Annotated in this window: 8 protein-coding genes; 5 read left to right on the top strand and 3 right to left on the bottom strand. The window is 63.5% G+C overall.

Annotated features, from left to right (window positions below; genetic code table 11):
- The first annotated feature begins 41 nt into the window (after positions 1-41).
- The 3 genes from VG320_RS03100 to VG320_RS03090 all read left to right on the top strand — a co-directional run bounded on the left by VG320_RS03100 (position 42) and on the right by VG320_RS03090 (position 3,491).
- A complete protein-coding gene (locus VG320_RS03100) occupies positions 42-539 on the top strand; it encodes an STM2901 family protein (protein ID WP_327198697.1) in 498 nt (165 codons plus the stop codon).
- Complete coding sequence (locus VG320_RS03095) at positions 514-897, top strand: DUF1493 family protein (protein WP_327198696.1); 384 nt, start codon at positions 514-516, stop codon at positions 895-897. Before VG320_RS03100 ends, VG320_RS03095 begins: the two co-directional genes overlap by 26 nt.
- Positions 898-1,388: 491 nt before the next feature.
- Entirely contained in the window at positions 1,389-3,491 is a 2,103-nt protein-coding gene (locus VG320_RS03090; protein WP_327198698.1) for a bifunctional diguanylate cyclase/phosphodiesterase, read from the top strand.
- A 32-nt stretch (positions 3,492-3,523) separates the two neighbouring features.
- Here the strand turns inward: VG320_RS03090 and VG320_RS03085 are convergent, their stop codons facing one another.
- Positions 3,524-4,402, bottom strand: coding sequence for an IclR family transcriptional regulator (locus VG320_RS03085; protein WP_327198695.1), 879 nt, complete (start codon positions 4,400-4,402; stop codon positions 3,524-3,526).
- 439 nt (positions 4,403-4,841) lie between these two features.
- Here VG320_RS03085 and VG320_RS03080 point away from each other — a divergent pair, with 439 nt between their 5' ends.
- A complete protein-coding gene (locus tag VG320_RS03080) occupies positions 4,842-5,384 on the top strand; it encodes a cysteine hydrolase family protein (RefSeq protein WP_327198694.1) in 543 nt (180 codons plus the stop codon).
- An 87-nt stretch (positions 5,385-5,471) separates the two neighbouring features.
- On the opposite strand, the gene VG320_RS03075 is transcribed toward VG320_RS03080, so the two are convergent.
- On the bottom strand, positions 5,472-6,479 hold the full coding sequence (locus tag VG320_RS03075; protein ID WP_327198693.1) for an acyl-CoA dehydrogenase family protein: 1,008 nt from the start codon (positions 6,477-6,479) through the stop codon (positions 5,472-5,474).
- Positions 6,480-7,223: 744 nt separating this feature from the next.
- On the opposite strand from VG320_RS03075, the gene VG320_RS03070 reads away from it, so the two are divergent.
- Complete coding sequence (locus tag VG320_RS03070; protein ID WP_327198692.1) at positions 7,224-7,520, top strand: hypothetical protein; 297 nt, start codon at positions 7,224-7,226, stop codon at positions 7,518-7,520.
- Here the strand turns inward: VG320_RS03070 and VG320_RS03065 are convergent.
- A partial coding sequence (locus tag VG320_RS03065) for a DKNYY domain-containing protein (protein WP_327198691.1) occupies positions 7,475-8,172 on the bottom strand: 698 nt, incomplete at its 5' end. The two genes, VG320_RS03070 and VG320_RS03065, sit on opposite strands and share 46 nt — an antisense overlap.

Here is an 8,172-nt window from a genome sequence, read left to right as displayed (position 1 = left end):
AACACGGCTGGCGGCTGACACTTCGCATTTGAGGTCTGGCGATGAATGAGTACGAACGCCTCTTAAGCAATGCTCCGAGTTCGCAACCCGACACCTACGACTACGAAGGGCACAGAAACCTGCCACCGCAAGGTCTTTTCTTCTGCGTAATGGTTGAAGAGACCTGCAAGACATTGGACGCCGAGGATATCGCAGCAGTGATAGCGATACTCGCAGGGCAGCCAGTACTACCGACGCGTGGCAAATTCGGAGGGGCCACGAAGGGAGCTTCCATCGCATCTAAAGTTAGTCGCGCTCTATTCGACTATGATTTTGAGCGAAGTATCTTGCCTACGCTTACGAATAAATCGATTCTGATGCTTCGTTTCCGTATGGTGAATAATTTTGCAGTATTTATTGGGCGATGGACGCCAATGGTCGGATGGGTCGTCACTGCGTACGACGTGGTAAAAATATCTGTTCTGACGATTCTCCACTACAATCAGCTTGTTAAGCTAGAGGATCAAATCAACGATGCAACCGCAGGAAGTTTCGGCTGAGCTCGAGGCGTTTATCCGGAAGGAGATTGGTTTATCTCCGAAGCGGCCGCTAAATCCATTCGACATTCTGGAAGACGACCTGGGCGTTACGGGAGATGATGCCGATGATTTTATGGGCGCTTTCTCGAGACGATTTAATGTTGAATCTGGAGATTTTGATTTTCATCGCTACTTTGAGATGGAGGGTTTGAGTGTTTGGCCGTTCTCTATCTTTACGAATTGGTTGCATAAACGATGGGGGATCAAGAAGTACGAAAGGGAACCGCTTACTTTGGCGATGCTTCAGCGGGCTATTGATCTAGGCGTCTGGGAAACGGCATGTTTGAGGGAGTCAAAGGTTCCGCGTGATACGGAATAGAGGCGAGAGACACGGGGCGCCCGCATTACCTCATCGGGCGGTCTCGTGTGGTCCATGCCTTCCCGTTTTTTGATCCCCACGAGCCGTCCCGCGCGAAGAGCCGCGCCCGACTATGGGGAAGGAAGCGAAAGCCGCCAACGCCGCGTGGCGTTTTTCATCTCGGACGTGCGGGAATCCCAACAATCTGCGCGAAAAATCACGTCAAACGTTTGCAAATACTCGAATAAAAAAGGGCTATATAAAGTTATGCGGCACAGGTGCCGTAGACTGGCGAACGGGCTGCGTGCGCGTCGCGCGAGGCTCGCCCGCCCCGAACTTCCCGTTTCGACCATGGTTGACGCTTCGGCCCGCTCGCTGGCGCGAGCGCGTTGGCGTGATATCGTCGCGCCCCTGCGCGCGAACCGTGCAGCGACCCGTTGGGGCGCGCCAGGGTGTCCGGCTGCAACGATTAATGCAGCCATTGAATTCAGGCTTTAAGGAGGCCTTCGGTGATGAACGTGCTGGGCTGCATCGTCTACAAGCACAATCCGTGGCTCGTTGTCGTGGCCGTGCTGATCTGCGGCGCGGGTTCGTGGGTGACGGCGCGTCTCGTGCGGCGCGCGTTCGCCACGCGCGGCATGCAGCGCGCGGGCTGGCAGTTCCTCGCGGCCACCACGGCTGCCGTGGCAATCTGGTGCACGCACTTCGTGGCAATGCTCGGCTACGAGCCGGGCGTGCCCGTGACCTTCGATCCGGTGCTGACCATCGTTTCGCTGCTCATCGCGCTGGTCGGCAGCTTTCTCGGTATCTTCGTGGCGTGCAGCGGCATCACGCGCGCCGCGCCTGCGCTCGGCGGCGCGCTGGTCGGGCTCGCTATCTCGCTGATGCACTACACCGGCATGACGGCCTATCGCGTCGAGGGCATCGTCACGTGGAACCGGCCGTATCTGGTGATGTCGATTGCGCTTTCGGTGGTGTTCGGCGCGCTCGCCTTCGATCAGGCCGCGCGCAAGCCCGGCGCGGCGGAGGCAGGCGGCAGCAGGACGGGTTCACGCCGCCAGGTGGGCACGGTCGCGGTGCTGCTCGCGACCGCCATCGCCACGCTCCACTTCACGGGTATGTGCGCGTTCGAGATCGAACCGCTCGCCATCGATCCGCACGTCGCCAATCCCGCCGCGCTCCAGGCGCTCGCGCTGGCGGTCGCGGGCATGGCCTTCATCATCGCGGGCGCGGGCCTCGTGAGCTACCTGCTCGACGACAGCGTGCGCGCCGAGTCGGTCGAGCATCTGCGCAACATGGCGCTGTCCGACATGCTCACCGGCCTGCCGAACCGCGCAGGCTTCAACGAGCGCCTGGACGCCGAGATCACGCGCACGGCCGCGCATGGCGGCAAGCTGGCGCTGGTCGGCATCGACCTGAACCGCTTCAAGGACATCAACGATCTGCGCGGCCATCACGCGGGCGATGAGGTGCTGCGTATCCTCGCGCTGCGTTTCAAGAGCCTCGTGCGCGACGACGAATTCGTCGCGCGGGTGGGCGGCGACGAGTTCGTGGCGCTGCGCCGTTTCTCGCGCCGCGAGTCGCTCGACGATTTCCTCAACCGGCTGGAGGCGGCCCTGTTCCGCCCGATCCGTTACGACGACTGGGAAGTGATGTCGGGCGCGAGCATGGGCGTGGCGATCTACCCGGACGACGCCACCACCAAAACGGTGCTCATCAATAACGCCGATCTCGCGATGTACCGCGCCAAGGCAGACCTCACGCGTTCCGTGTGCTTCTACGAGCCGAAGATGGACGAGATGGCCCGCGCGCGCCGCTCGCTGGCGTCCGATCTGCGCGACGCGCTCTCGCGCGGGCAGTTGAGCGTGCACTACCAGGTGCAGACCTCGATCGCCAGCGGCGAAATCTGCGGTTACGAAGCGCTGCTGCGCTGGGAGCATCCGCGCCAGGGCTTTATCTCGCCGGGCGTGTTCATTCCGCTGGCCGAGGAAAACGGGCTGATTCTGTCGATTGGCGCGTGGGTGCTGCGCGAGGCCTGCTCGCGCGCCGTCACCTGGCAGCCGCCGTGCAAGGTGGCGGTGAACCTGTCGCCGGTACAGTTCGCGCATGCGGATCTGCCCTCGCTGGTGGCCGAAGTGCTGGAGCAAACCGGTCTGCCGCCGTCGCGGCTCGAACTCGAACTGACCGAATCGACCATCTTTGCCGATCGCGAACGCTCGCTCGAAACGCTTCAGCGCATCAAGGCGCTGGGCGTAAGCCTGGCGCTGGACGACTTCGGCACCGGCTATTCGTCGCTCGACACGCTGCGCTCGTTCCCCTTCGACAAGATCAAGCTCGACCAGTCGTTCGTGAGGGAAGGCGAATCGAGCCGTCAGGCGACAGCGATCATCCGCGCGGTGCTGGCGCTGGGCAAGAGCCTGGGCATTCCCGTGCTGGCCGAAGGCATCGAAACGCAGGATCAGCTCGATCTGCTCGCAGGCGAGGGCTGCGACGAGGTGCAGGGCTTCCTGCTGGGCCGTCCCGTGCCGCTCGCGCAACTGGTGGCCAGCGGCAAGCTGAGGCTTTCGGGAGCGCCGGTGGACGTCGCGCCTGCGGCAGTGGTCGCAGCGGGCTGAGCACCCGCCTTATAAAGCGGGCGCTGTACGGACTAGTTCGTCGCGAGGCGCCACGGACGCGTTTCCATGTGGTGCGCCGCGCCGCTCATGCTGCCCAGCGACGCCTCCACGCGCCGCACCAGCGACATCAGCCGCGGCGCGATGTCGTCGATCAACTGATTGCCGTTGAGATTGAACACGGCAATCGAGCAACTGAACACCCAGTATTCGTCGTCGATGGGCGAGGCCAGCGGAATCGCCACCGAGTGAATCTCGCGCTGCATGTCGCCGTATGACACCGTGCAGCCGATCTCGCGCAATTGCTGCTGCGCCTGCGTGAGCCGTTGCGCGAGCAACTCGCCCTTGACGGGATCGAGCGCGAGCGTGTCCTGCAGATACTGCTCGCGCGACGCGCCCGGCACGGCCCACAGATACGCGCGGCCGGCCGCCGTGCGCGAGAGCGATACCCGCGTGCCGATCTCCGCGCGATACACCGCGCTGCCCGCGCCCTGGATCACTTCCGAGTACGCCAGATTCATGCGATGGCCCACGGCGAGCTTCACCTGGCCCTGGCAGTAATCGGCCAGCTCCTGCATCATCGGCCGCGCGATCTGGCGCACTGTCATGCGCCCCAGCGCGGGCGCGGCGAGACTCAGCATCTCGGTGCCCAGCACGTATTTCGAAATGCGCTCCGAGTGGCGCAGCAGCCCGAACTCGCACAGCGTATTGATGAGCCGCAGCGCGGTGGGCTTGGGCAGGCCGGTGCGCTCCACCAGTTCGCGCGCCGACAGCTCCGACGCCCCCATCGAAAAGCACTGCAGGATCCGGATGCCCCGTGCGAGCGCGCTCACTAACTGGGCGTCGCTGGACGAATCGGCCGCGTCGTCGGCGCGGGCGGTGCTCTCGCGGTCGCGGGCGAGGGGGTCTTTCATGTCGGATTCCTTCTTCGGGGTGAGGCGGGCGCAGCCTGATCAACCTGGCGCGCCTTGCGGCAAACCCGGCATTCTAGCTTTCACCTTTGCGCTAGAACAATTTTTTTAAGACGACAGGCTCATTTTTTGGAAATCGCGACGCTATGCCGCTATCCAGGGGGTATGGGGTGTGATCGGTTTGGTGGATTCCGGTCTGCCGGGTTCGAACGACGCCGTGGCGCCTTGACGCATGGCGCTGGTTTCCTGCATGATCGTCGACATGACCCTACTTGCCATCGCACGTACGACTACGACTACCACGACCGCTTCTGGCGGGTCGTGAGGTCGATACGCGAGCACGGTTCATTCGTATCCGCAGTATTTGCCACAAGGCCCCGCCGGTAACGGACGGGGCCTTGTAGTTTCTCCCGTCCGCTTCGGCAACTTAAGGAGAAACGCCATGCAAGCCAGTGCCCCCAGCCGACGCGCCCTGTTGATCATCGATATGCAGGTGGCTCTGTTCAACGGCAATCCGCCGCCCTATGAGGGCGCGCGCGTGCTCGCCAACATCAATACGCTGATCGCCCGCGCGCGTGAGGCGCACGCGCCCATCTTCGCCGTGCGTCACACCGGGCCGGCCGGCTCGCCAATCGCGCCGGACAGCGAACTGACGAAACTCGTCAGCGGGCTCGATGTGGATGCCGCGCGCGACACGGTGTTCGTAAAGACGCGGCCCAATTGCTTCGTCGGTACGGACCTCGCGCAACGGCTTGCCGATGCCGGTGTGAACGAACTCGTGATCGTGGGCATGAAGACGGAATACTGCGTCGATACGACCTGTCGCGCTGTGCTCGACCTGGGCATGCGCGCCGTGCTGATCGAAGATGCGCACACCACGGTCGATTCGCCCGATCTGGACGCGCGTGCGATCATCGCTCATCACAACCGCACGTTGAACGGTCCATTTGTGACGCTCGCGCGGAGTGAGGACTTTGCGTTCTGATGCGGTAAAAACGGCATAAAAAAACGCGCCTCTGCAAAAGGCGCGTTTTTCGTTACCGCGTATGAAGCGTCAATGCATCAACGAGCGTCAGTGCCTGAGCGTGGCCACCTCGTCGAGCGCATCGAAAATCCCCACCACGTCGTTATCGACGACACAGCGCTGATCGCGCACGTGGCTTCCAACCACGACCTCGTCCCAGAACGCTTCCGAGCCATACTGCAGCCGTTGCGCGTGCAGGCGGCGGGTGAACAGCTGGAGATCGACCTTCTCGGCATTGCACAGTGTGGTCATCAGACCATGCGCGCCATTGGCAACCAGCGGCGCGGCACGGCTCGCGCGCGCCTTGGCGATCGCGCTGGCAAGGCGTTGCTCGCCGCTGCGATGCGCGGCGCAGCCTTGTTCGGCGGCCGCGCGCGTGGCCGCGACGTGACCTGCCATCACGCTCAACTGGCGCTCCAGCGCAAGGAAGGTGCTGCACGTACGGCTGGCCGGCGCGCGTCCGTTCACATAGGCCGTGCTGATGTCGAGCACGCGCTGCATCGCGCCCGCCATGGTGGCGGCGGTCACGATCGCGCCGAGTTCGGCGATGCCGCGTGCGGGCAGCGGCTGGGCCGTGCGCGTGTCGAAACGCACCGTGGCGTCCAGGCCGTCGCCGTGCTTCTCCACGCAGGCCGATTTGAGCGGGACCAGCCAGGTGCCGGTGGACGTTTCCACGACCACGGCGTCCGCGACCTGGCCGTAGGGCACGAAGGCCGCGCGCTGCGTGGCGTCGGCGATGGCTAGCGCGATGGGGCCGCGCGGCGCGGGCACGTTGGCGCTCGCGAGCAGATGGCGCGCGATCATGGTGTGTGCGGCGGGCAGCGGCAGCGCGTGCTGGCCGAACGCGAACAGCACGCCCGCGGCCTGCGCGAGCGGCAGATCGGCACCGCCCTGGGTTTGCGGCACGAGCGCGTCGAGCAGGCCGAGCGCTTCGAGTTGCCGCCAGAGTTCGCGTCCGGCGCGCCGGTCCTGTGTCAGTTCCACGCCGCGCACGAATTGCGGGGTGCAGAGATCGGCGAGTACGGTTTGCGCCGATGTCGTCAGCATGTCGTCCATGGTGTGTCTCTCCCTGGGTGGCGTCATGCGAGCGCTCGATAGTGCGCGTGCTGCGCGTTCGTCATGGATCGTCCTCCTGATGTTTTCCTGAGTCTCTTTATATGGGCGCTTTTTTTACGCGCGAGGTGTGCGATTTGTGCACGCCTTGTCTGTTTCGCGCGACGCCGTATTAGTCCGTTCCGATTCTAGAAGCGCACACCAGGTGAGGCAACCCGAAAAAAACCCGAAAAAAACCCCTTAAATCGATTTTCAGGGCGCTCCGCGCGTTGATTCAAAAAGAGAAAACGCGCGCAAAGCCAATGTTTTCGGGGTATACGCGCAGGGCGAGCGAGTGAGGCGGGGCGTTGTTCCGCCTGACGAATCAATCCATTGCGGAATAAGAAATAGCGTGGCAAGTGGTGTTGGCCAGAATGGCTGGAATCGTTGCGAGCGCAAGGAGTTTGCGCCATTTAGAGCATCGTTCGGACCGTCAGGCTGCGTTCTAACCGCCATCCGTTGACATTAGGCCCCAAATATTACGTAGTCCGCAAACTGAGACGCATGGTCAAGCGCGCGATTTGCGTCCGGTTATTGTCATAAGAAGAAAGGGAGAGGCTATCGGCGCTCGAAACATTGCAGGGCGCGCCGAAAATCATCGCACCGCGAATCGGGCTCGGGGGCAACACGGCCCACGCAGGTGCTTTTCCGGATGAGCCGGACAGACACGCGTTGGCCAATCAGCGGTAGATAAAAAGCGGGAGAGCAATGAGTGCCATACCGAAATCCCACCCTCCAGGCACGGGCGGCTTGCTGCCCGCCATCCTGGCCGACGCCGAACTCGACCACGTCGAGCGCATGGTGCAGTACATGAGCCGCGCACAGGCGGCGCGTAGCCCGCGCGGCATCGACGGCGAATACTGGAAGAAACGTCTGCGCGCGCTGGAAGCGACCTACGACCTTGTCGCCACGCAGCGCCAACGCGTCGCGCGATTGTTCGAACTGCTCGAAGGCGAGGATCAGCCGGCCGGAGCGGCGGCGTCGCGCAGCGCCTTCGCGTCGTAGCGGTTGCGCTCGTCGCGTGCCTCGCCGGGACCGATGACGCGGAACGTCGCCGCATCGGCGCCCGCGATCTCGCTGAGTCCAAAGTAATCGATCAAATATGCCTTGCGTGCGTCGCGCGCGAATTCCTCGCTGAGGAATTCAAGCGTCGGCAGATGCACACGCCGCGCCGAAACCGGCCGGCGCCCCGCGAACAGTTTGTCGCCGGCGCGCAGAAAGCCGACGTGCGGCACCACGAGCTGCTCGTGCGCGACTTCGACCACGAGCGGCGCGCCCTGATAGAACAGCCGCGTCTCGTCCCAGGCATAGCCGCCCTCGACGTGCAGGCGATCCGGATTCACGCCCTTCTTCTCCACGCCCAGATAGAACGCCCGGCTGCCGTCGCGCGCCCAGCCCGCGCCGAGCGCGCAGAACGTCGCCGGCGAGACGCGGCGCAGCGGCGTGGGCGTCTGATAGTGATTGGGCGAATAGAACACCGCGACGCCATCAGTGAAATAGTGCGTGCCCAGTTCGCGTAGCGCGGTGATGGGCTGATCGGAGAGGCGTTCGAGTTCGGCGATCTGCTCGGTGTAGCGGTGCAGCCAGTGAATGCCGTGCGCGTCGCCGCAGGCAATGCCGCGCGCCTGCCAGCCCGATCCGTAGCTGAAGATGCGGG

It is taken from the genome of Paraburkholderia sp., from assembly GCF_035948235.1.
Classification (GTDB): domain Bacteria; phylum Pseudomonadota; class Gammaproteobacteria; order Burkholderiales; family Burkholderiaceae; genus Paraburkholderia.
Note: the sequence above shows the minus strand (reverse complement) of the source record. Positions and strands in the feature narration are given on the sequence as shown.

Excerpts from the sequence above, each read along its gene's own strand:
- VG320_RS03085 (WP_327198695.1), bottom strand. The coding sequence starts at position 4,402 with ATGAAAGACCCCCTCGCCCGCGACCGCGAGAGCACCGCCCGCGCCGAC.
- VG320_RS03090 (WP_327198698.1), top strand. The coding sequence starts at position 1,389 with ATGAACGTGCTGGGCTGCATCGTCTACAAGCACAATCCGTGGCTCGTT.
- VG320_RS03075 (WP_327198693.1), bottom strand. The coding sequence starts at position 6,479 with ATGGACGACATGCTGACGACATCGGCGCAAACCGTACTCGCCGATCTC.
- VG320_RS03070 (WP_327198692.1), top strand. The coding sequence starts at position 7,224 with ATGAGTGCCATACCGAAATCCCACCCTCCAGGCACGGGCGGCTTGCTG.
- VG320_RS03080 (WP_327198694.1), top strand. The coding sequence starts at position 4,842 with ATGCAAGCCAGTGCCCCCAGCCGACGCGCCCTGTTGATCATCGATATG.
- VG320_RS03100 (WP_327198697.1), top strand. The coding sequence starts at position 42 with ATGAATGAGTACGAACGCCTCTTAAGCAATGCTCCGAGTTCGCAACCC.
- VG320_RS03095 (WP_327198696.1), top strand. The coding sequence starts at position 514 with ATGCAACCGCAGGAAGTTTCGGCTGAGCTCGAGGCGTTTATCCGGAAG.